The sequence below is a fragment of the Neotamlana laminarinivorans genome, assembly GCF_020523925.1.
Taxonomy (GTDB): domain Bacteria; phylum Bacteroidota; class Bacteroidia; order Flavobacteriales; family Flavobacteriaceae; genus Neotamlana; species Neotamlana laminarinivorans.
Window position 1 is genome coordinate 536,763 of sequence record NZ_JAJAPW010000002.1, and the last position, 23,019, is coordinate 559,781.

The 23,019-nt window shown below is 32.6% G+C and carries 22 protein-coding genes; 13 read left to right on the plus strand and 9 right to left on the minus strand.

Features of this window, described 5'->3' with window-relative positions:
• Window positions 1-644 precede the first annotated feature (644 nt).
• Window positions 645-1,532 (plus strand): AraC family transcriptional regulator, encoded by an 888-nt coding sequence (locus LG649_RS06170; RefSeq protein ID WP_226542287.1) that lies wholly within the window; start codon window positions 645-647, stop codon window positions 1,530-1,532.
• Here LG649_RS06170 and LG649_RS06175 read toward each other — a convergent pair.
• The 5 genes from LG649_RS06175 to LG649_RS06195 form a co-directional block, all read right to left on the minus strand.
• Window positions 1,529-2,185, minus strand: coding sequence for an HD domain-containing protein (locus LG649_RS06175; RefSeq protein ID WP_226542289.1), 657 nt, complete (start codon window positions 2,183-2,185; stop codon window positions 1,529-1,531). The two genes, LG649_RS06170 and LG649_RS06175, sit on opposite strands and share 4 nt — an antisense overlap.
• A gap of 12 nt (window positions 2,186-2,197) precedes the next feature.
• A complete protein-coding gene (locus LG649_RS06180; RefSeq protein ID WP_226542291.1) occupies window positions 2,198-3,190 on the minus strand; it encodes an acyl-ACP desaturase in 993 nt (330 codons plus the stop codon).
• A 12-nt stretch (window positions 3,191-3,202) separates the two neighbouring features.
• The gene (locus tag LG649_RS06185) at window positions 3,203-3,937 is read right to left on the minus strand and encodes a lysophospholipid acyltransferase family protein (protein ID WP_226542293.1); all 735 of its coding nucleotides are present in this window, start codon (window positions 3,935-3,937) and stop codon (window positions 3,203-3,205) included.
• 26 nt (window positions 3,938-3,963) lie between these two features.
• Window positions 3,964-4,362 carry a hypothetical protein gene (locus LG649_RS06190; RefSeq protein ID WP_226542295.1) on the minus strand — a complete coding sequence of 133 codons (399 nt, stop codon included), beginning with the start codon at window positions 4,360-4,362 and terminating at the stop codon, window positions 3,964-3,966.
• Window positions 4,363-4,477: 115 nt separating this feature from the next.
• Window positions 4,478-4,888: a BrxA/BrxB family bacilliredoxin gene (locus LG649_RS06195; protein ID WP_226542297.1), complete on the minus strand. Its 411-nt coding sequence runs from the start codon at window positions 4,886-4,888 to the stop codon at window positions 4,478-4,480.
• 207 nt (window positions 4,889-5,095) lie between these two features.
• Here LG649_RS06195 and LG649_RS06200 point away from each other — a divergent pair, with 207 nt between their 5' ends.
• Window positions 5,096-5,875: a TerB family tellurite resistance protein gene (locus LG649_RS06200; RefSeq protein ID WP_226542299.1), complete on the plus strand. Its 780-nt coding sequence runs from the start codon at window positions 5,096-5,098 to the stop codon at window positions 5,873-5,875.
• Here LG649_RS06200 and LG649_RS06205 read toward each other — a convergent pair.
• Complete coding sequence (locus tag LG649_RS06205) at window positions 5,872-6,891, minus strand: S66 peptidase family protein (RefSeq protein ID WP_394371899.1); 1,020 nt, start codon at window positions 6,889-6,891, stop codon at window positions 5,872-5,874. The two genes, LG649_RS06200 and LG649_RS06205, sit on opposite strands and share 4 nt — an antisense overlap.
• A 38-nt stretch (window positions 6,892-6,929) precedes the next feature.
• Here LG649_RS06205 and metG point away from each other — a divergent pair, with 38 nt between their 5' ends.
• The 5 genes from metG (at window position 6,930) to LG649_RS06230 (ending at window position 12,423) form a co-directional block, all read left to right on the plus strand.
• Window positions 6,930-9,023: a methionine--tRNA ligase gene (gene metG, locus LG649_RS06210; protein ID WP_226542315.1), complete on the plus strand. Its 2,094-nt coding sequence runs from the start codon at window positions 6,930-6,932 to the stop codon at window positions 9,021-9,023.
• Window positions 9,024-9,077: 54 nt separating this feature from the next.
• Complete coding sequence (locus tag LG649_RS06215) at window positions 9,078-10,634, plus strand: hypothetical protein (protein ID WP_226542317.1); 1,557 nt, start codon at window positions 9,078-9,080, stop codon at window positions 10,632-10,634.
• Window positions 10,635-10,860: 226 nt separating this feature from the next.
• Window positions 10,861-11,328, plus strand: coding sequence for a lipocalin family protein (locus LG649_RS06220; protein ID WP_226542319.1), 468 nt, complete (start codon window positions 10,861-10,863; stop codon window positions 11,326-11,328).
• Between the two features lie 24 nt (window positions 11,329-11,352).
• Window positions 11,353-12,057 (plus strand): OmpA family protein, encoded by a 705-nt coding sequence (locus LG649_RS06225; RefSeq protein ID WP_226542321.1) that lies wholly within the window; start codon window positions 11,353-11,355, stop codon window positions 12,055-12,057.
• 189 nt (window positions 12,058-12,246) lie between these two features.
• Window positions 12,247-12,423 carry a hypothetical protein gene (locus LG649_RS06230; RefSeq protein WP_226542323.1) on the plus strand — a complete coding sequence of 59 codons (177 nt, stop codon included), beginning with the start codon at window positions 12,247-12,249 and terminating at the stop codon, window positions 12,421-12,423.
• A 1-nt stretch (window position 12,424) separates the two neighbouring features.
• Here the strand turns inward: LG649_RS06230 and LG649_RS06235 are convergent, their stop codons facing one another.
• Window positions 12,425-12,892 carry a nuclear transport factor 2 family protein gene (locus tag LG649_RS06235; RefSeq protein ID WP_226542325.1) on the minus strand — a complete coding sequence of 156 codons (468 nt, stop codon included), beginning with the start codon at window positions 12,890-12,892 and terminating at the stop codon, window positions 12,425-12,427.
• A 65-nt stretch (window positions 12,893-12,957) separates the two neighbouring features.
• On the opposite strand from LG649_RS06235, the gene LG649_RS06240 reads away from it, so the two are divergent.
• The 4 genes from LG649_RS06240 to LG649_RS06255 all read left to right on the plus strand — a co-directional run bounded on the left by LG649_RS06240 (window position 12,958) and on the right by LG649_RS06255 (window position 16,777).
• Window positions 12,958-15,084 carry a Tex family protein gene (locus LG649_RS06240; RefSeq protein WP_226542327.1) on the plus strand — a complete coding sequence of 709 codons (2,127 nt, stop codon included), beginning with the start codon at window positions 12,958-12,960 and terminating at the stop codon, window positions 15,082-15,084.
• Between the two features lie 110 nt (window positions 15,085-15,194).
• A complete protein-coding gene (locus LG649_RS06245) occupies window positions 15,195-16,037 on the plus strand; it encodes a helix-turn-helix domain-containing protein (RefSeq protein ID WP_226542329.1) in 843 nt (280 codons plus the stop codon).
• 91 nt (window positions 16,038-16,128) lie between these two features.
• Window positions 16,129-16,296, plus strand: a complete 168-nt coding sequence (locus LG649_RS06250) for a hypothetical protein (RefSeq protein WP_226542331.1) — start codon at window positions 16,129-16,131, stop codon at window positions 16,294-16,296.
• A 112-nt stretch (window positions 16,297-16,408) separates the two neighbouring features.
• A complete protein-coding gene (locus LG649_RS06255; protein WP_226542333.1) occupies window positions 16,409-16,777 on the plus strand; it encodes a cupredoxin domain-containing protein in 369 nt (122 codons plus the stop codon).
• Window positions 16,778-16,860: 83 nt separating this feature from the next.
• Here the strand turns inward: LG649_RS06255 and LG649_RS06260 are convergent, their stop codons facing one another.
• A complete protein-coding gene (locus LG649_RS06260) occupies window positions 16,861-17,292 on the minus strand; it encodes a tellurite resistance TerB family protein (protein WP_226542335.1) in 432 nt (143 codons plus the stop codon).
• 289 nt (window positions 17,293-17,581) lie between these two features.
• Between LG649_RS06260 and mfd the strand changes: the two genes are divergently transcribed.
• Both mfd and LG649_RS06270 read left to right on the plus strand, forming a co-directional pair.
• Window positions 17,582-20,896, plus strand: a complete 3,315-nt coding sequence (gene mfd, locus LG649_RS06265) for a transcription-repair coupling factor (RefSeq protein WP_262904480.1) — start codon at window positions 17,582-17,584, stop codon at window positions 20,894-20,896.
• Window positions 20,897-20,931: 35 nt separating this feature from the next.
• Window positions 20,932-22,260 (plus strand): TlpA family protein disulfide reductase, encoded by a 1,329-nt coding sequence (locus LG649_RS06270; protein ID WP_226542345.1) that lies wholly within the window; start codon window positions 20,932-20,934, stop codon window positions 22,258-22,260.
• 61 nt (window positions 22,261-22,321) lie between these two features.
• On the opposite strand, the gene LG649_RS06275 is transcribed toward LG649_RS06270, so the two are convergent.
• Complete coding sequence (locus LG649_RS06275) at window positions 22,322-22,864, minus strand: outer membrane beta-barrel protein (RefSeq protein ID WP_226542347.1); 543 nt, start codon at window positions 22,862-22,864, stop codon at window positions 22,322-22,324.
• Window positions 22,865-23,019: the final 155 nt, after the last annotated feature.

Genomic DNA, 23,019 nt, shown 5'->3' on the forward strand with positions numbered 1-23,019 from the left:
TTTTTAAAACTTTATATTATTAAAATCTATTTGATAATAAATTTAATAATGTTTAACACTACAAATATAAGTTAGCGATATGCTCTAGAAAACAATGATATTGACTAAAATATATACTATTTTATCCTTAAATACATGTTTAGGTTAAAATAGCATAGTTTAGGGTTAAAAAAGGTTAAAAAAGTTTTGGTGATTCTATTTTTTATATTAATTTCACAAAAAATTAACAAACTAAACTAAGGCATAAAAAAAAGTGAGCCACCACAGCTCACTTTTACCAACTAAACTAAATAAGACATTAAACTAATTATTAATGAATTTTGTTACTCTATAAAGAGTTTATTTTTTTACGATTACCTTAATTTCCTTAATTAAACAGTTACCACAAAGTTTAATTAAGGTTTTTTTGTTTAGATAAACGTTATATGTGCATCATAATGTTTAACACTTCAAAAATAGTTTGTAATTACAATTTATTAAACAACTATTTTATCTTATATGTGTGCTAAATTAACCATTAATAAATTGTTAATGTGGTGTAAAGTTAAAATAACATATATTTAAGAGAAATAAATGTATAGTGTCTTCATAATATATATTAATTTTGCATTAAAATAGTATTGTTGTCCGTAAAACTATTTATTATGATTAATAAGAAACCTACATTCAGAAAGCTTACACCTAGTTTTGGTAGCTCTATACTAATTAAGCAACACTCAGATTCACTTGATAAAAATGCCGCCTATTGGCATTTTCATCCAGAATTAGAACTTATTTATGTAAACAAGGGGCAAGGTAAAACACACATAGGTAACCATTTGTCTTACTTTAATAATAGTCAGTTAATATTAATGGGGGCTAATTTACCACATAATGGTTTTACCGATAGGCTAACCGCAACAGGAACAGAAACTACAATACAGTTTAAAGCCGATTTTTTAGGTGATGATTTTTTAAACGTACCAGAAACAGCAAATCTTTCTGCTCTTTTTGATAGAGCTAAAAAAGGTATTCGTTTTAAGGTTGAAACAAAAAAAACGCTAGGACCAAAAATTGAAGCGCTTAATGGTTTTGAAGGTTTACAAAAAGTTATAAAATTTTTAGAAATTTTAGATTTTTTAGCAAAAACAGACGATTACGAACTATTAAATGCCGATGGGTTTGCCTTTGAAACCGATGCTCAAGATAGTTCTAAAATTGATATTGTTTTTAAATACGTAAACAAAAATTTTCAAAGTCATATTACTTTAGATGAAATAGCAGATAAAGTAAGTATGACGGTACCTGCATTTTGTAGATACTTTAAAAAATCTACAGGGAAAACATTTACCCAATTGGTTAACGAATATCGTGTTGTACATGCAACTAAGCTATTAAACGAAAGCCAAATGAGTATTGCCGATATTTGTTACGAATGCGGATTTAATAATTTTTCGCATTTTAATAAACAGTTTACCGAGATTACAGGAAAAACAGCATCAAATTACAGAAAAGAAATAAAACTAATTATTCAAGATTCTGAAATTATTTAACAATTTCCATCCCATTCGTTGTAAAACTGGTCTAGAAAATTAAGCATAAACTCATGGCGTTTATAAGCTATTTTTTTTGCGCTTTCGGTATTCATTTTATCTTTTAAAAGCAGTAATTTTTCGTAAAAATGATTTATTGTAGGTGCAGTTGAGTTTTTATATTCCTCCTTACTCATGTTTACATTTGGTTTAATTTCTGGGTTAAATAATGCCCGGTTTTTAAAGCCTCCATAATTAAAACATCTTGCAACACCAATGGCGCCTATGGCATCAAGCCTATCGGCATCTTGCACCACCTTTAATTCTATTGATGAAAAATTAGTTTCACCTGATAGTGAGTTTTTAAACGAAATGTGTTTAATAATATTAACTACATGTTCAATTACTTTAGAGTCTACATTTAATTTAAATAAAAATTCTCCGGCTATTTTAGGGCCTACAGTTTCATCTCCATTATAAAACTTACTATCGGCAATATCGTGTAATAATGCACCTAAAGCTACTATATAGTGGTTTACTTGTTCGGTTTTTGCAATAAGTAGCGCGTTATTATACACACGTAATGTATGAAACCAGTCGTGGCCTCCTTCAGCATCACTTAATGTGTTTTTTACAAAGGCTTTAGTTTTATTTATAATATTTTCTTCCGTCATATTGTTAAAACATTATTTAAGTGTTGCAGGTTCAACCCACTTAAATTGATACGAGTTTTCAGGAATTTTAATACGTTCTGCCAAACGATACATGCGTTTAGGAAGCTTCATTAAGTAATCGCGAGCTTTTTCTGCCTCATCTGTAAGATTAGAAAGCTTATCAATTTCCCAACGTGTTATTAATTTTTGAAGAATATCAACATAATCTGTCGAGGTGTAAACTCCAATACGCTGTGCGGTGTTTGAAAACTCTTCGAAAGCAGTACTTATTTTGTCGCCAGATTCTCTTAAAAAATGTGCAGGCATGGTTATTTTTTGTTTCATCATGTAGTAAAATGCCATCATCATTTGGCTCGGGTCTACTTTAAATATACGATCTACAAATTCTGCGTAAGCGTTATGATGACGCATTTCGTCTCCTGAGATTATCTGGCACATTTTACCTAAACGTTTATTTCCTGCTTTTTTTGCAATTTTTGCAACTCGATTGTGAGATATGTAGGTTGCTAATTCTTGAAAACTGGTGTAAACAAAGTTTTTGTATGGGTCTCTGTCGGTTCCAATATCAAAGCCATCGGAAATTAAATATTGTGTGGTTTTTTCAATTTCACGCATATTTACTCTACCTGATAAATATAGGTATTTGTTAAGTACATCGCCATGTCTATTTTCTTCGGCAGTCCAATGTTTTACCCATTTAGACCACCCGTTAGGATTGCCAACTTGGTCTACGCCTTCAACGTCCATTAACCACGATTCGTAAGTAGGTAAGGCTTCTTCTGTAATCATATCGCCAACTAAAACTACCCAAAAGTCATAAGGTAATTCTTTTGATAACTCTCTGATTTCTTGTATTTCTTCAAAAAAGGTTAGCCCTTCAGAGTTTGGTAAAAAGTCTGCAGGTTGCCAAATAGTATCTATTGGTATTAAGTATTTTTGAATTAATGCCTCTACATCCTTTTCAAGGAATTTCATAACCTCTAATCTTACATTTTTTAATGACATTTTCTTGTTTTTTTAGTTAATAGCTTCTTTTATTGTTGATTCTATTGCTTTTATTAATGCCGTTTTATCTTCAAATTTTGATAGCTCTAAAGGTTTATGTACATTAATTTTTAAGTGTGCGCCAATACCCATTGGAAATTTACCATATTTTAAAAGTTTCCAAGAATTATTAATGGTAACCGGTACAATTATTGCCGATGGGATTTTTTTAAATAATATTTCTAAGCCTTTAGTTTGAAAGGGTTTTGGTTTACCTGTTCTGCTTCTTGTGCCTTCGGGAAAAATTACTGCTGCTCGCTTGGTTTTTTCAATGTATTCGCCAAATTTAATTATGGCAGGAATAGATTGTCTTGGGTTTTTGCGTTCTATTAAAACCGAACCTCCATGGCGTAAGTTATATGAAACGCTAGGTATACCTTTTCCTAATTCTTTTTTACTTATAAATTTAACATGATGTTTACGTAAATACCAAATTAATGGAGGAATATCGTACATGCTTTGGTGGTTGGCTACAATTATTAGTGGCTTATTTACAGGTATGTTGTATGGGTTGCTAAAGGAAAACCTTGTGCCTAATGCATTTAAGCTACGCATAATAAAAAACTGTAGCCAATCTACACTTATTTTATGCCCTTTATAGCCAAAAACGTTAAAACAAAACCATTGTATTGGATGAAAAATAATTAAAGTTAATCCAAAAAGAATAAAATAAATAACTGTTAAAGGGTAAGCTAAAATTTTTTGCATGAAGCAAAAATAACGAAAACCAAATTTTAATATACGGCTTTGCAGGTGTTATTTTCACAGATTAAGTCTGTTGGTGGATTTACAATGCTACAATCTGAAATTATTCCCCATTTTTTATTAAATGCAGCTTCTTGTTCATTATAAGTTTTAACAAGTAGCTCTAAACTATCTGTTTTAATTGACGTGGAGTAAATTAAATAGGATTTAGGTCCACCGCATGCCTTACTGCCAAAACCAATATATTTACAGATAGTTGTATCGTTGCATATTGATGAGTTAGCTAAATTAATTATTTGCGATTGCATGGTAGATATTTCTGATTTTTCGTTTTCAAAATCATCTTCATCTTCATTTTCATTACATTGAAAGGCAGTAAAACAAAAAAATGCTGAAATTAAAACGGTTGCAAACAATAGCTTTTTCATAAATGATGAATTTTTATAATAGATGAAACTATTAAAAAAAGGTTGCGCTAAAGGAATAAAAAAAAGCCATGGAAATTCCATGGCTTAGTGATTTTGTTTATGCTAAAATTATTGTTTAGCAGTGTGTGTTGTAAGCATCCATAAGGTTTTCTGCTATTAATTCTGCAGGTCTCCCTTCAATATGATGACGCTCTAGCATATGTACTAATTCACCATCTTTAAACAAAGCAATACTTGGTGAACTTGGAGGAAAAGGAATCATATGTCCGCGAGCAGTATCAACGGCCTCTTTATCTACACCAGCAAACACGGTTACTGCATGATCTGGTTTTTTAATGTTTTGCAAGCTTAATTTAGCTCCAGGGCGAGCATTTGCTGCAGCACAACCACAAACCGAGTTTACTACTACCAATGTAGTTCCTTCTTTTGCTAAGGCACTATTTACGGCTTCTGGAGTTTGTAATTCTTCAAAACCAGCGTTAACTAAATCTTCACGCATTGGTTTTACTAATTCTGCTGGATACATATTTTTAATTTTTTAAAATTAACAATTTTTTAGATTGCAAAGATATCAATTGTGTAACAAAAACGCTTAGCAATCAACTAACAAATATTATATTTACGCTCACATTATTTATGTTAAATAAAGTAAGCCTGTAGGCAAGTATTTTGAGTTTAAAAGTAAACTTTAAAATTATTTGTTTAGTAGACGAAAATAAACACAAAAAATTACATGAGTTTTTCAAAATGGATAGGAGGCGCATTAGGTTGGTCGGTTGGCGGACCTTTAGGTGCTATAGTTGGTTTAGCCTTAGGTAGTTTGTTAGATAGTTTTGTAACCGAAAATGGAAGCCCATTTTTAGGAGAAGGAAACACACAAAAACAGAGAAAACAAGCCACATACCAAACAAGATCAAATCAAAGACCGCAAACTCAATCTGGAGATTTTGAAGTAAGTTTACTGGTGTTAGCTTCTGTAATTATTAAAGCTGATGGTAAGCAAGACCAAAGAGAGCTAGATTATGTTCGCCAGCAATTTGTAAATATGTATGGTAAAGATCGGGCAAACCATGCTTTTAAATTATTTAAAAATATAAGCAAACAACAAGTTTCGGTTAGGCCAGTTTGTTTACAAATTAGGCAGATGATGGATCATGCATCTCGACTACAATTAATTCACTTTTTATTTGGTATAGCAAAAGCAGATGGCATGGTAACTCAAGACGAAGAACGTCAAATTTATACCATGGCAGGTTATTTAGGAATAAGTTCTGTAGATTACCAGAGCATTAAAGCTATGTTTTATAATAGTAGCGACAATGCTTATAAAATTTTAGAAATTGAAAAATCTGCTTCTGTTGATGATATAAAGAAAGCATATCGCAAAATGGCTAAAAAATATCATCCAGATCGAGTAATTCATTTAGGAAAAGAACACCAAGAAGGAGCCGAAGAAAAGTTTAGGCAAGTACAAGCAGCTTACGAACAATTACAAAAAGAACGTGGATTTTAATTAGTTGAAAAAATAATTGAAGAATTAGAGGTATCAACATTTAAATCAACGCTTCTTCCCAAAATTAAAGCTCTATTATCTTTTTCATGACCAGCAGGCATGTTAAATGCAATAGGAAAATTGTATTCTGCTAATGCATCTAAAATAAGTTGCTCAATGCTGGAACCCCAAAGTGTTGTGTTTTTTCGCATTTTACTCATATCTCCAACAATTACACCTTTACAATTTTTAAAATATCCAGCGCGCTTTAAACTTTGTAACATTCTATCGATATGATATTTGTATTCGCCAATTTCTTCAATAAATAAAATTTTTCCGGAAGTATCAATACTGGTGTTAGAGCCTAACATGGTGTGTAATAAAGTTAAATTGCCACCAACAATTTGTCCTGTTGCAGAACCAGGCTTGTTGTAGTTAGAACCTTTTAATGTATAGCTTATAGGTTTACCAAAAAGAGCATCTTTAAAAGTTGAAATAGTTTCGGCTATAGTGGTGTAATCTTTGTTTAAACTTGTGCACATCATGGCGTGTATAGTTTCAATGCCCTCGTTATGAATTTGGCTGTGTAAAGCAGTAATGTCAGAATAACCAATAAGCCATTTTGGGTTTTTATAAAATTTTTCCCAATTCAATTTATCTAAAACCCTAACTGTACCATAACCGCCACGAGCACACCAAATAGCACTAATTGTAGGGTCGTCCATAGCTTTTTGTAAGTCTTCGCAACGTTCGTCGTCTGTTCCAGCAAAATGATTGTCTTGACTAAAAACATGTTTACCAACCACGGCATGTAGCCCCCAACTTTTAAGTAAAGTTTTGGCTTTATTAACTTCTTCTGTACGATTTTTTAAAACTCCAGAAGGAGCTACAATAGCTACTGTATCACCTGGTTTTAGGTATGTAGGTTGTTTTAGACTCATATTTAAGTTTGTAGTTTTGTTTTGTGCTAGTGCTAAATTTTTTCCAAAGAAAAAAACGCTACAAAACAAGCTTAGTGTTAATAGATATTTATGCATAACGTAAATGTACATTTTTTTTCTAAATAGTAGTCAAAATGCGTACTTTTACGGCTTCAAAACAAAATATAATGTCAAAAAGATATACCATTACAACTGCGTTACCTTATACTAACGGTCCTATACATATTGGGCATTTAGCAGGGGTTTACGTACCAGCCGATATTTATGCACGCTATTTACGATTAACAGGAAACGATGTGGTGTTAATTGGTGGTAGTGATGAGCACGGTGTACCAATTACAATAAAAGCAAAAAATGAAGGTGTAACACCGCAAGATATAGTAGATAAATATCATGCTATTATAAAAAAGTCTTTTGAAGATTTTGGAATTTCTTTTGATAATTATTCGCGTACATCGGCGCCAATTCATCATAAAACAGCATCAGCGTTTTTTAAAACTTTAAATGAGAAAGGTGAATTTATTGAAGAAACCACAGAGCAGTTGTACGACGCTGAAGCTAATCAGTTTTTAGCTGATAGATTTGTTACAGGTACATGCCCTAAATGTGGTAATGAAGAAGCTTATGGCGATCAATGTGAAAAATGCGGCACTAGTTTAAATGCAACAGATTTAATAAATCCGAAATCAACCTTAACCGGAAATACGCCAACTTTAAAAGAAACCAAACACTGGTTTTTACCTTTAAATAAACATGAAGATTTCTTAAAAAAATGGATTCTTGAAGGTCATAAAAAAGATTGGAAACCTAATGTTTACGGACAGGTAAAATCGTGGATAGACGATGGTTTACGCCCAAGAGCGGTAACTCGTGATTTAGATTGGGGAATTCCTGTGCCTGCCGAAGGAGGAGAAGGTAAAGTGCTTTATGTGTGGTTCGATGCGCCAATTGGTTATATTTCTTCAACCATAGAATGGGCAGAACGCGAAGGTAAAGACTGGGAACCGTATTGGAAAGATGAGGACACTAAGCTTATTCATTTTATAGGTAAAGATAATATTGTGTTTCACTGTATTATTTTCCCAAGTATGTTAAAAGCTGAAGGTAGTTATATATTACCAGAAAATGTGCCAGCAAACGAGTTTTTAAATTTAGAAGGAAATAAACTATCAACCTCTAAAAATTGGGCGGTGTGGTTGCCAGAATATTTAGAAGAATTTCCAGACCAACAAGATGTGTTGCGTTATGTGTTAACGGCTAATGCACCAGAGACAAAGGATAACGATTTTACTTGGAAGGATTTTCAAGCCAGAAATAACAACGAGTTAGTAGCCATTTTTGGAAACTTTATAAACCGCGTGGTAGTATTAACTAACAAGTATTACGACGGTGTTGTTCCGGAGCCAAGTGATTTTACAGATGTAGATTTAGAAACTCTGGCAGCAGTAAAAGCATATCCAAACGTAATAGCAAGTTCTATAGAGCGTTACCGTTTTAGAGAAGCAGGTCAAGAACTTATGAATTTAGCACGTTTAGGAAATAAATATTTAGCCGATGCCGAACCTTGGAAAGTAATTAAAGAAGACGAAGCAAGAACTAAAACCATAATGTATGTGGCATTGCAAATTGCAAGTGCTTTAGCAACATTAAGTGAGCCTTTTTTACCATTTACTTCAACCAAATTAAAAGGCATACTCAATGTCAGTTCGAGCGCAGTCGAGAACTCATGGAATGATATAAGTGAAAAAGAAGTGCTTCTTCCTGCAAACCATCAAATTGGTAAAGCCGAACTTTTATTCAGTAAAATTGAAGACAAAACCATTCAAGAGCAATTAGATAAGTTAGAAGCAAGTAAAAAAGCAAACGAAGCGGCTAATAAAGCGATAGAACCTCAAAAAGACGTTATTACTTTTGAAGATTTTACGAAACTTGATATTCGTGTAGGTACTATTCTAGAAGCCGAAAAAATGCCAAAAACTAAAAAATTATTGGTTTTAAAAGTTGATACAGGTATTGACACCAGAACCATAGTTTCAGGTATTGCCGAAAGTTTTTCACCAGAAGAAGTGGTTGGTAAAAAAGTAACAGTATTAGTAAACTTAGCGCCAAGAAAACTACGCGGTGTAGAGAGTCAAGGTATGATTTTAATGACCGAGACTCCAGAAGGTAAATTGGTTTTTGTAAATCCAGATAACGAAAAAGCAAGTAACGGTTTGCAGATAAGTTAGTTTTCTAAAATTACTTTGTTTATTTTCATGCTTTAATTTTAAGAAAATTTATAGGTGAAGCGAAAGAAATTACTCCTCAGTTTTATTGTTGGATTACATGTTGTTGGTTTTTCTCAAGAAAGATTAGTTGAATTCGAAAACAATTTAAATTCTTCCAGGTACGCAACAAAAGAAGTATTTCAAGTTGTAAATCAAGAAAACAAAGATTTTGTCATGTTTTTTATCAACGCAAAACAAGTACATAGTTATATGTTTAACGAAGATTTTGAGATAAAGAACAAGCTGAGTTTAGAAGACAAAAGGCGAAAATATAATACGATAATAGGATATGGTTTAGAGAACGAGTTGAATTATAATTTGTTTTTAACCAACGAGAAACTTAATAAATTTGCGGGCATAGGTTTTTCTTTTGATGGTCAAGTATCTTCTTTACAGGAGTTTACTTTAAGTAGTTATAAAGAAAAGTTTATACAAACGGTAACAATCGATAACAAGTTCTACATGTTTACCATCAATTCAGAAACTTCAATATTAAATATTTATGAGTTTGATGGTGTTAATTTGCCAAAACCACATCGTTTGAATTTTCAAATGGGAGAATTTTTAGGTCGAGACGGTAAAAGTCAAACGTTATACAATGTTTTTAAAATAAACAGTAGAGGCAATTATGTAAATATTGAAACCAATAAGATTGACAATAAATTACCGAATCCTATCGAAGTTACATCAAAAGAAAAAAAACTTTATGTAATTGACGATCATGTTGTTTTTACATTCGATAATTATAAACATAAAACCCAGATTCTTACTATAAATATTAAGGATTACAGTTACGACATAAAAACTGTAACTAAACCGCTAGAATCGATAAAGCTAAATCAAAAAAGTGCCAATACTTATATAAATAATAACCTTATTTATACCATAGCGTCAAATAACAAAGAGATGCAAGTAGATATAAAGAACTATCGTACTGGCGAAATAATTAAAGAAATCAACTTGAAAGTTGAGGACAGTATTACCTTTAAAAATACTCCAATAATTCAAGAAGGGGGTATTTACGATAATTATAGAGAGTTAGAAAGCACAAAAAAGTTTCTACGAAAAATTTCTTCTGGAGATTTGGGTATAAGTGCTTATGAGCAAGATTCAGAACATATTATTACCATAGGAAGTGAAAAAGAAGTTGCTCGAGGAGGCGGAATGATGATGCCTATGGGTGGTTTTGGCGGAATTCCAATTGCAACCATGGGTAATAGTAACATTTTTTTCAACCCTACTTATTTTGCTTATAACGCATATACATCGTCGAAATCAACAAGAATTGAATGTTTGTTTGATGCTGATTTTAATCATTTAGATGGTGATATAAAACCTAACATTTTCGATAGAATTGATGATTATATTGATGATACGGGAAAGTCTAATACTACATTATCTTCGGTAGCTTCTGGTTCTTCAAAAGGTGGGTATCAAAGTATCCAAAAAGAATCTGAAATTAGTGATAAAAAGGAAACTGAAACTATTTTCAGATATAAGGATTACATCATTTTAGGAAATTTTACTAAAGGTGCCTCTAAAACTTATTTTTTAACCAAGTTTACTGAGTAGAAGTAATTCTCATAATTCTAAATATATCAAAAAAGCACCTATTAAAGGTGCTTTTTTGTTAAACTACAGTTAAAAATATTTAAACAAAAAAAGGTGCAACACTCTGTTTTATAGTGATTTTAGTGAGTAATCTTTAAACCTCACAAACTCTTAAAATAAAGTAAAAGCAAAACCAATTGGTTATTTAGTATCGTAAATAAAGTAGTTATGAATCAAAAACAACTTTATGAAAAGAATACTTTTATTATTTACACTTATTGGATTAATGTCTTGCGGATCATCAAAAGTCGTGCGGCAATCAAATAAGGTAATCAAAGGAAGTTGGTCGTTAAATTCAATTACCTACAACCAACCAGGAACTTACAATGTTACTTTATTAAACGATGTTTCAAAATATTGCTTCGAAGGCAGTACATGGCAATTTGTGCCAAATAACAATACAGGAATTTATAGTATAAATAATACTGATTGTACTGCAGGAGAACGCCATTTTGTATTTACAATTCAAGAAATTGATGAAACCACAGGACTTTACGACTTTTTGTTAAAGCCAACAAGCGAGAAGTATAAATCGGAAACCAATGTAGGTTTCAGGTTTAGTTTAACAAATCTATCTGAAACTACAATGCAGTGGCAGCAAACTTTAAATGTAGATGGAAAACCATTTACAATAACCATGAATTTTTCAAAATAACAAGCTATCAAAAAAACAATTAATATGAAAAGAATAATAAATATAACCGGAATAACAATACTTGCAATAGTAACAGTAATAGCGTTTACCAACTGTAAATCTGTGCAAAATGCTAATAATAAACAAAAAGGAGCTGTAATAGGAGCTACAGGAGGAGCTATTTTAGGAGCCATAATTGGTAATAATGTTGGTAAAGGTGGTAATGGTGAGTTAGGAGCTGTTATAGGCGGCGTAGTTGGCGGTGGTGCAGGTGTGCTTATTGGTAATAAAATGGATAAGCAAGCCCAACAAATAGAAGAAGAAGTTCCAGGAGCTGAAGTAGAACGTGTAGACGATGGTATTGTAGTAACCTTTGATGAAAATAGCGGTGTTTACTTTGCAACTAATAAATACAATATTAATGCAGCCTCAGAAGATAACTTAAACAAGCTAATAGGTGTTTTTAAAGAATATCCAGATACTAATATTTTGGTAGTAGGACATACCGATAGCCAAGGAGCAGAAGAGTATAACATGACATTATCGAAAAACCGAGCGTATGCTGTTACAAATTATTTATCAAGTCATGGCATTAGTAGTAGCAGATTAACAACTAATTGGTTTGGTGAAACTCAGCCTATGTACGATAATGCTACTGCCGATGGTAGAGCAAAAAATCGTCGTGTAAACATAGCTATTCTTCCAAACGAAAAAATGATTGAAGACGCTAAACAACAAGCAGGAAGTTAATTTATTTATAAGGGATTACTATTTAATTTAACTTTTAAAAAGCCACACAATTCGTGTGGCTTTTTAGTTTTACCTATTTATAATATTTTTATAATAGAAATTATTTATGGTTATTAAATTTTAACAATGTATTTTATTTAGATTAATTAAAAACAAGTATTTTTGCTAAAATTATTTCTCTGTAAAACTATGGGAAAGAAGAAGAAAGAAAAAAAACAGCAAAAAAAAGCGCTTAAAACTTTACATGAAGCAGGCATAATTAATGCCAAAAAAGTAAAGAGCAAATGTTGTGAAAAATATAAAAAAGGTGAAAAAAAGCGCTGTGGTAAATGCCCATGTTTCGATTTGCTTAAAAAAGTAGCCTAAACTATCTTTTATTTACTCGCGTTGAGTGCATCAATTCTAATTTCCAAACGCTATCTTGTTTTACAGCTACAACGCTTTCTAACCATTGCATTTTTCTTGTTAAAGTATCTTTTTTAAAAGTAGCATAATTGTGATAAGCCATCCAAATACGGTTGTCTTCCTTTTTAGCTTTAAAAAAATCAAAACTATTAATTCGTGTTACACCATTATCTCTAATTTTGGCACGTTTACACCAATTGGCAATAGTATCGTTTGTCCAAACTTCTCCATGTTCTAGAAGAATAAAATCATTGGTATGATATTTACTCAGTAAATCTTCATTTTTATTACTCCAAATATCATCAAAAACACCTTGAACAATTTGTTCTACAGCTTTAAAATCTACTGAATCATCAACAGGATTTTCAGTTACTTTATTACAGTTAAAAAGTAAAATACTGCCAATAAAGGCTATTATAAAATTTTTCATGGTTGTTTGTTTTTTTACAGATTCAACTCAAATCTATATCTTATTTTAGCAAAAAAATAAATGTAATGCCATCATTATTAAAATATATTACCTCAAATATACAATTACCAGAGCAGTCGGTACAAAACACTATAAATTTATTAAACAATGCCTGCACTATTCCTTTTATTTCGCGATATCGTAAAGAAGTTACCGGAAATTTAGATGAGGTACAAATTGGTGATATTGTAAAATATAAAGAACAATTTGAAGCTCTAGAAAAACGAAAATCTGCCATTTTAAAAGCCTTAGAAGAACAAGGTGTTTTAACTTCAGATTTAGAACAGAAAATAACGTTAACATTAGATTTAACGACGCTTGAAGATTTATACTTGCCTTATAAAAAAAGCAGAAAAACAAAAGCAGAAAAAGCACGACAGTTAGGTTTAGAGCCTTTAGCCAAAATAATAATGAGCCAGAATGCAAGAGATGTAGAATCGGTGGCATTTCGTTATGTAAAAGGAGACGTTAATTCGGTTGAAGATGCTTTAGAAGGTGCGCGCCACATAATTGCTGAATGGATAAACGAGCGCAGCGATATTCGTAATAACATCCGATATCAATTAGAGCGTTTTGCTATTATTTCAACAAAGGTTGTAAAAACAAAAGAAAACGAAGAAGATGCCCAAAAATTTAAAGATTATTTTAATTGGGAAGAATCGCTAAGCAGAATTCCGTCGCACCGTTTACTCGCCATTCTTAGAGCAGAAAAGGAAGGTTTTATTCGTGTAAAAATTGAAATTGATGATGACAGAGCGTTAAATAAAATTGAACAACGTATTATAAAATCGAATAACGACTGCGCCGAACAAATAGAAATAGCCATAAAAGATGCTTATAAACGTTTGTTGTTACCATCGTTAAGTAACGAAGCGTTGCAACAAGCTAAACAAAAGGCGGATGAAGCAGCGATTACAGTATTTGCCAAAAACTTAAAGCAATTATTATTAGGTTCGCCGTTAGGAGAAAAGCGTGTTTTAGCAATCGATCCAGGATTTCGTACAGGTTGTAAAATTGTGTGTTTAGATGCGCAAGGGCAATTAAAACACAACGAAACCATTTATCCGCATCCGCCAAAAAATGATAGCACAGGTGCTATTAAAAAAATTAGCACGTTAGCTGAAGCTTATAAAATTGAAGCTATAGCTGTTGGAAACGGAACAGCCTCACGCGAAACCGAAGCTCTAGTGCGTAAAATTAGGTTTAAAAACGAAATGCAAGTATTTGTGGTTAGCGAAGCAGGAGCAAGTATTTATTCGGCATCAAAAATTGCGCGCGACGAATTCCCGAATTACGATGTTACCGTGCGCGGAAGCGTTTCTATTGGACGGCGCTTACAAGATCCGTTGGCAGAATTGGTTAAAATTGATGCTAAAAGTATTGGTGTTGGACAATATCAACACGATGTAGATCAAACTAAATTAAAAAGCGAACTTGATACCGTTGTAGAGCATTGTGTTAATGCTGTTGGCGTAAACTTAAATACAGCTAGTAAAAGTTTGTTAAGTTATGTGTCGGGCATTGGACCAAAACTTGCCGAAAATATTGTGAGTTATCGCGACGAGAACGGAGCATTTAAGTCGCGTACCGATTTAAAAAGTGTACCACGCCTTGGCGGAAAGGCTTTCGAGCAAGGTTCGGCCTTTCTTAGAATTAAAGACGCTAAAAATCCGTTAGACGATTCTGCAGTACACCCAGAAAGTTATCATATTGTAAAAACCATTGCTAAAAACGAAGGCAAAACCGTGAGCGAACTTATTGGTAATGCTTCGGTTTTAAAAAGTATAAATTTAAAACAGTATGTTTCAGATAAAGTGGGATTGCCAACGCTTCAAGATATTGTAAAAGAATTAGAAAAACCTGGATTAGATATTCGCGAGCAAGCTAAGGTTTTTACTTTCAATCAAAACATAAAAACCATAACCGATGTGCAAGAAGGGCAACTATTACCGGGAATTGTAAATAATGTTACCAATTTTGGTGCTTTTGTAGATATTGGTATTAAGGAAAGCGGCTTAATTCATATTTCAAATTTATCCGATGGTTTTGTAAGCGATGTAAACGAGCACGTTAGTTTGCATCAGCAAGTTATTGTTAAGGTTTTAGAAGTAGATCTTCCGCGAAAGCGTATTCAATTAAAATTACATAAATAGGAGTTGTATAAGTGTGGTATACATTGTCGCTTCCAGCAAAATTCAGCAAAAAAATTGTGTCAAGAAGTAAATAAATGTAATGTTTTGTTAAGTTTTTAGACTTAAAACACATGATGCACGCTTTTACAGAGTTTACCACAAATGCCGTACTTAAAATAAGTAACGAGTCTATATTACAAAACTATGTTTCGGCAAAACCCTTAGATGTTTTTGCCTTTATTTGTACAAATACTACAGCGGCCCAAGTTGTTATCGATAATATTCCAGTAACCATAAATCCACATAGTATTTTAGCGCTTACAAATGTGCAATATTTTCAATTTGTATCTGGTCAAAATTTAAGAGTGTACTTTTTTAACAGAGAATTTTATTGCATAAAAGACCACGATAAAGAGGTGGGTTGCGCCGGTGTTTTATTTTATGGCAACGAGCAAAATCCATTAATAACCTTAAGCAAAACCGAACAAACTAAGTTTAATGTGCTGCACGATATTTTTATAGACGAGCTTGAAACTAAAGATAATATTCAAGCCGAAATGTTGCGTATGCTCATGGCCAGATTTATTATAAAAACAACACGTTTGTTAAAAGATAAAAATAACGCAAGCGCGCAACAACAAAATACAAAAAACGAATTGTTAAGGCAGTTTAATGTACTTGTCGAGATGCATTTTAGAGAGCAGCACAGTGTACAGTTTTATGCCGATACCTTGTTTAAATCTGCAAAAACCTTATCGAATTCCTTTTCAAAATTTAATACAAGTCCGTTAAAAATAATTCACGAACGTATTATTTTAGAAGCCAAACGTTTGTTAATGTACACTAACAAAACGGCAAAAGAAATTGCCTTCGAGTTAGGCTTCGACGATGCTTCACATTTAAGCCGTTTATTTAAAAAACACACCAATTTATCGCCTTCAGAATTTAAAAAACAGTTGGAAATTACCAATTAGGGAAAAATTGACACGCGTTAAGGTGTTTCGTCTATGGTAATGTGCGTGCTTTTAAATCATCTTTGTACTGTAATTATAAAACAACAAAGTCATGAATTTAAAACACATATCACTTTTCAATTTAATTGAAATTTTTAGAGGAAAAAAGCAAGTAGCCTTAAATACCATAACTCCAAAAACACACTGCGAGCAAAAGCATATTCACGATTTTTATTGCGATGCCGAAAAGCCGTATATAAGCCCTGAATCTTTTAGATAAAATTCATAAAAGGAAAAATTGACAATAATAAAGGCTTTTTTTACATGGTAAGCCTTTAGTTAAAGTCTCAAATTTGCAACAGTAAAAAACAACCATTTAAATTATAAAAATTATGAAAAAAGTATTAGCAATTTTAGTATTTGTTTTAGCATTTACATTTAATGCCCAAGCACAAGAAGTAAAAACCATTGCTTTAGAGCAAACAAAAGGTGAGTTTACACAAAAATCTATAACAGTAAGCGAAGGTACTTATGTATTTGCAGTAGCAAACAATAATGTAGGTAAAGATGTAGGTTTAGTTTTAGTTAAAAAAGGAGCCGATGCAAGCAAACCAGAAAACCACATTCAAACGGCATATGTAACAAAAGCAGTTGCCACTGGTAAGGTTGAAAACTCAAAACCGACTACATTAGCAAAAGGCGAATATTTATATTTCTGTCCATTAAACCCAACACCACAATATACATTAACAGTGCAATAAGAATAAAGGGATTAATTCTTATAAAAAAAGCGAGTTCTTAATATTAAGAACTCGCTTTTCTGTTTTAACAAATAACTTTAAAGCTATTTATTCATATTTTTCATTTCGTCAATAAAAGTATCTAAATCAACACCAGCAGTAACCAGGGTTAAAGCTTTATCAACAATATATTTAACGTTTTCTGGGTGAAACCCTAAACCAACACCAATTTTTTTAAGTAAATTTTGTTCATCCTCATCCTTAATGGTATCAACATGCACCATTCTAGACAAGTCATACAAGCGCTCAAGGCGTAAATCGTAAGAATGTGGTGCATTAATTGGGTGTTTTTTGTAGTTTTTTAAAATAGTTTCATAATCTACCTCACTAATATCTAAGTTACGAGCTAGCCTATCTAAAAACGCTTTTTCTTCTTGGGTAATAATACCATCATCCATAGCAACACGAACAATAGCAGCGAAATGGTCTTCATTACGCTTTTTAAAACCACTATCAAATAAATCTGAAAACGACATAATTATCAATTTTTTAAGTGTTGCAAACCTACATATTTTTTTAATAAATTAACTTAAAAATTTAAAAATTTGGGCGTTCCTAACGGGCGGGCTTTCACTACTCGCTGCCTCCTGCGTCGGCGAGCTTAAACAAGCCGCTCAATCCCTAACGCAGGTTTAGCCCAATAAACTTTGCAATTTAATGCAGTATATTACTAAAAATAAAGTGCATACCTTATCTTTGCAACTTTAAAAACAAAATTAGGTGAGTAAAACCCATATCTCTCAAACCTATTTGCAGGATTTGCAAATGCATAATCTGCAAGACGCCCTATCCCAAAATCAAATAAAAACACATTTAAAGGGTCTAGTAGGTTCATCGTTATCCTTTGTTTTAGCCAACGCATTTAAACAATCAAACAAGCCATTTTTATTGGTGTTTGAAGATAAAGAGGAAGCCGCACATTACCTTAACGATTTCGAGCAACTTTGCGATAAAACCAATGTGCTTTTTTATCCAGGTAGTTACCGCAGACCCTACGAAATAGAAGAAACCGATAATGCTAATGTATTACTACGTGCCGAGGTTTTAAATCGTATAAACTCGCAAAAAAAACCAGCGTTAATAGTTACTTATCCCGATGCACTTTTCGAGCAAGTAGTAACCCGAAAAGAGTTAGAGCGTAACACCTTAAAAATAGCTGTAAGCGATAATATTTCTTTAGATTTTGTAAACGAAGTTCTTTTCGAGTACAAATTTAAACGTGTAGATTTTGTAACCGAACCTGGCGAATTTTCAGTACGCGGTGGTATAGTAGATGTGTTTTCGTTTAGTAACGACGAGCCTTACCGTATCGAGTTTTTCGGCGATGAAGTCGATACCATTCGTACCTTCGATGTAGAAACGCAGTTATCCATAAATCAGCTAAAAAAAATCAATATTATTCCCAATGTGGCGAATAAAATGATTGAGGAAAAACGCCAAAGTTTCTTAAAATATATTGCCCAAAAAACAGTAATTGGTATAAAAAATGCCGATTTACTATTTTCAAGAATAGACGATTTTTACTCCAAGGCCCAAGAAGCATTTGCTGGACTTTCATCCGATATAAAACACGCTAAACCCAACGAGTTGTTTTGCGATTCTACATTACTAAAAAAGCAATTGCTCGATTTTTCAATTGTCGAGTTTGGTAACGTATCGGTTATGTTAAGCCAAATTGAAACTTCAAAAAACACACTTTTAGAGTTTAACACCACACCGCAACCATCGTTTAATAAACAATTCAATTTATTAATTGAAGATTTAAACAGCAATCACAATAAAGGGTATACCAACTACATAGCTTGTGTAAGCGAGCAACAAGCCAAACGTTTTCACGATATTTTCGACGATTCAAACCTTGAAGTAAGTCCGTATAACACCATAATTTTATCGCTTCATCAAGGGTTTGTCGATCATCAAAATAAAATAGTTTGCTACACCGATCATGAAATTTTTGAACGCTATCATAAATTTCACATTAAAAATGGCTACGCAAAAAAACAAGCCATAAGTTTAAAAGAGCTTACTAATTTAGAAATTGGCGATTACGTAACACACATCGATCATGGTGTTGGACGTTTTGGCGGCTTACAAAAAATTGATGTAGAAGGCAATAAGCAAGAAGCCATAAAACTGGTGTATGGCGAGCGCGATGTGTTGTATTTAAGCATTCACTCTTTACATAAAATAACCAAGTTTAATGGTAAAGATGGCAAACCGCCTAAAATTTACAAATTAGGTAGTACCGCCTGGAAAAAGCTTAAACAAAAAACTAAAGCACGAGTTAAACATGTGGCGTTTAACTTAATAAAACTTTACGCAAAACGTAAAACCGAAAAAGGATTTCAATACCAACCCGATAGTTATTTACAACACGAACTGGAAGCCTCGTTTATTTACGAAGATACACCAGACCAAAGTAGTGCAACTGCCGATATTAAAGCAGATATGGAAAGCGAGCGCCCAATGGACAGACTTGTTTGTGGAGATGTTGGTTTTGGTAAAACCGAAGTAGCTATTCGTGCTGCTTTTAAAGCTGTAGATAACGGTAAGCAAGTGGCTGTTTTGGTGCCAACAACAATTTTGGCTTATCAACATGCGCGAACGTTTAGAAAACGTTTAGAAGATTTCCCTGTAACCGTAGATTACGTAAACCGTTTTAGAACCGCCAAACAGAAACGTGAAACTTTAGAACAGCTTGAGAAAGGCGCTGTCGACATTATTATTGGTACACACCAATTGGTAAATAAAAACGTAAAGTTTAAAGATTTAGGACTTTTAATTGTAGACGAAGAACAAAAATTTGGAGTAGCAGTAAAAGAAAAACTAAAAACCATAAAAGAAAACGTAGATGTATTAACGCTTACCGCAACACCAATACCACGAACGCTTCAGTTTAGTTTAATGGCGGCGCGCGATTTATCGGTAATTACAACGCCACCGCCAAATCGTTATCCAATTGAAAGTCATGTTATTCGCTTTAACGAAGAAACCGTTCGCGATGCAGTAAGTTACGAGATAGAACGTGGTGGACAAATTTTCTTCATTCACAATCGTATAGAAAATATTAAAGAAGTTGCTGGCATGATTCAGCGTTTAGTTCCCGATGCAAAAGTGGCTGTTGGACATGGGCAAATGGATGGTAAAAAGCTGGAAGAGCTTATGCTTCAATTTATGGATGGCGCTTTTGATGTGTTGGTTAGTACAACTATTATTGAAAGCGGACTAGATGTGCCAAACGCCAATACCATTTTTATAAACAATGCCAATAATTTTGGGTTAAGCGATTTGCACCAAATGCGCGGTAGAGTGGGGCGAAGCAATAAAAAAGCATTTTGTTATTTTATTACACCAGAATATTCGGCAATGACGGAAGATGCCAGAAAACGAATTACCGCCTTAGCGCAATTTACAGAACTGGGTAGCGGTTTTAATATCGCAATGAAAGATCTTGAAATTCGTGGCGCAGGCGATTTACTTGGTGGAGAACAAAGCGGATTTATAAACGAAATTGGTTTCGATACCTACCAAAAAATATTAAGCGAAGCTATTGATGAGCTTAAAGAAAACGAGTTTAAAGATTTGTATGATGAACCCGAAGAAAATAAGGTTTATGTAAAAGATGTAACCATCGATACCGATTTCGAGCTCCTTTTTCCAGATAGTTACGTAAATAATATAGCAGAACGTTTAAGCTTATATACACAGCTTAATGAATTAAATACTGAAGACGAACTGCTAAAATTTGAAGCTAACTTAATAGATAGATTTGGTGAATTACCAGAACAAGTGACCGATTTGTTAAACAGTGTCCAAATAAAGTGGTTAGCAACCAAAATTGGTTTCGAAAAAATAATAATGAAACAAGGCAAGCTTATAGGTTATTTTGTAAACGATCAACAAAGTAGTTTTTACCAAAGTACTAATTTTACTAAAGTTTTACAGTTTGTACAAAAACATCCTGAAGCATGTAAAATGAAAGAAAAGCAAACCCGAAACGGTTTACGATTATTGCTTACTTTTAATAACATAAAAACGGTAAAACAAGCATTAAATGCTTTACAACCCATTGTGGCTTAATAATTGAAATAAATTTTAAAAACAGATTAACTTAAATGAAACGTACACTTTTAATCCTTCTTTTTTTACCAAGTTTATTGTTGGCACAACATACTATTAAAGGGGTGTTTAGTCCTGCCGAAGAGTTTAAAGCCACTATTTTATATAAAGTAACGCCAACCATATCAAAATACGTAGCAAGTTACGAGTTGGAAGAAGATGGTTCGTTTGTGCTTAAATTAGATTCTACAGCAACAAAAGGTATGTATCGTTTAGTTTATGCACTTCCTCAAGAAGATTATAATTTCGATATAATTTACAATGGTAAAGAAGATATTGAGTTAACATTTAACCCAGAAACAGGCGTTTCGTTTATAAAATCTACCGAAAATAAGTTGCTAGCATCGTATACCAATAGTATGTCTTTAATAACACAAAGCTTAAGCAATTATTTTAGCTCTCAAAGTAAGGATACAACAGCATTAAAAGCCATTTTTAAAACGCAAAGAGAAACCCAAGTTAATTTTGAAAAAGCAGCCGAAAACACAATAGCTCAACATTTCATAAAAGCTAATAAACCTTATATACCAAAGCACGCAGAAAATGTAAAAACTTATATAAGCAATTTAAGAAAACATTATTTTGATTATATAGATTTTAGTAATACAATATTACAAAGTTCTAATTTTTTAGATGAAAAAATGCTTAACTACGTGTTTGGTATGAGCGATAATACCAAAAGCGAAGTTGAAAATTATAAACAAAATATTCGAGAGTTTTGTAAAGCCATGAATAAAGTGCCGCTAAAAACTAAACGCATTTTATTATTCGATTTATGGCAACAAATGGTAGATTTAGGTTTAGAGCCAGTGGCTAATTTTATATCTGAAGATTATTTAATGGATATTGCAGTAAAATTAAACGACCAAGAACTGTTGCAATCTTTAATACTTTATAAAAATTTATCTAACGGAAGCATTGCGCCAGATTTTACTATTGAGTTAAAAACAGAAACAAAAACAACTAAGCAGAAGTTAAGTGAATTAAAATTAGCAGAACATTATGTTATTGTATTTTGGAGTAGCACTTGCTCGCATTGTTTAGATGAGGTACCACAGCTTCATAAATTTGTAAAAACCCTTGAAAAAGGCAAAGTAAAAGTAATAGCCGTAGGCTTAGAAGATCAAATTTATGGTTGGAAAACATTAACCTACGAATACCCCGAGTTTATTCATGTTTATGGTGAAGGTAAATGGGATAACCCAATTGGAGATGATTATGGTGTAACAGCTACACCAACATATTTTGTTTTAGATCAAGACAAAAAAATTGAATCAAAACCAGAAAATTTTGAAGCTTTAAAAAGTTTTTTTTCCAAGGAATAATTGCTAATCTATAGTTTATAAGCAAAAAGGCGTTAAATTATTTAACGCCTTTTTGGTATGCTTAAAATGAGAAATAGTAGTGAGCTCCAATTCCAATAAAAGGATCAGAATCATTATCTATACCAGACCTAGATATACTTGCATAGCCAACCTCTGCACACAATCCTAATTGTTCAAATCCAGGTAAGGCATATTCTATGCCGCCACCAAGGCCAAAAGCAACTGCGGTATTACGATCGTAATCGTAATAATAATCATAATAATAGTCGTCGTAATAATCATCGTAATAGTAATCTTTAGTGCCTATCCAAGCTCCAATTTGTGCAAACCCGTATACTTTAAAGCTATCCTGAAATAAAAAATTATAAAGATATTTTCCAGTAATAGTAACCGGGCTGTCATAATGATCTTTAAAAGAGCTTCCTATTATTAATTCGGCATTATGTTTTTCAGTAAAGTTGTATTTAGCACTTACGCCATAAACATGGGTGTTAATTTGTATGCCTGCGCCTAATGCTTTGGCTTCAAACATACCTTGAGAGAATGAGGTTGAGATAAATGTAAATGAAAACAATGCAAATGCTGATAAAAGTAATTTTTTCATAAGTAATAAATTATTGGTTAATAGCTAATTACCATAATTTAAGGTAGGCTGATTTTTAATAAAAAAAGGGATAAGAACGATGCTTTTTAGTAAGTAATTTTACATGGTCGAATTTACTAATAAAGAACAGGTTATAGCAATACGTAAATTCCCGT